Raw genomic sequence first — 727 nt, 5'->3', positions numbered from 1 at the left:
GCGGCGTTCGGCGCGGTCGCGGTCGTGATGCAGGACCGGAACGCACCGGAGGAAACCGGCACGCTGGCGCGCGCGGCGTCCGGCGCGCTGGAAATCGTGCCGCTGATACGGGTGGTCAACCTCTCGCGCATGCTTGATGCCCTGAAGACGCGTGGGCTGTGGGTTGTCGGGCTGGACGCGGGGGGCGGCATACTGGATGGCGCATCGTTCAGCCAGCGGCGTGTCGCGCTGGTGCTGGGCGCGGAGGGGGCGGGCTTGCGGCGGCTGACGCGCGAGCATTGCGATGAAATCGCGGGACTGGCCATGAGCAGCCATATGGAAAGCCTGAATGTATCCAACGCGGCGGCGGTCGCGCTGTATGAGATGTACCGTTGCCGGTAAACTGATCTCCCCCCGTATTGGTCAGGGGAATCATAAAGAAGTTTTTGGTGAAGCTTTTTCAAAAAGCTTCGGAAGCAAATGTATTTATTGAAAAGTCGGCACCCAAGAACTTTTATTTGTTCCTTACTTAAAAACAGCCCGGATCAGCGCCGTATCCATTCCCGCCGCTCCGGCGCGCGGCGCTCCCAGCCCCGGCGTTCCAGTTCCGGTGTGCTGGCGGTCTCCGCCGGGTAGCCCACGCACAGATAGGCCACCAGTTCCAGTGTCGGCTCGACATCCAGAATCGCGTGGATCCGCGCGGGTCGATGATGGATACCCACCCGACCCCGACCCCCGCCGCCGTCGC

Annotated in this window: 1 protein-coding gene and 1 pseudogene; one reads left to right on the top strand and one right to left on the bottom strand. The window is 63.1% G+C overall.

From position 1 onward, the window contains the following. On the top strand, positions 1-381 hold a 381-nt coding region (locus JCM25156_RS19140), incomplete at its 5' end, for a 23S rRNA (guanosine(2251)-2'-O)-methyltransferase RlmB (protein ID WP_025814423.1). A gap of 143 nt (positions 382-524) precedes the next feature. On the opposite strand, the pseudogene JCM25156_RS26405 reads toward JCM25156_RS19140, so the two are convergent. Next, positions 525-727: pseudogene (locus JCM25156_RS26405) on the bottom strand (5,6-dimethylbenzimidazole synthase); the annotation flags it as partial.

This window comes from Komagataeibacter kakiaceti JCM 25156, from assembly GCF_000613305.1.
The sequence above is the reverse complement of the archived record's forward strand: the minus strand, read 5'-3'. Positions and strand labels throughout refer to the sequence as shown.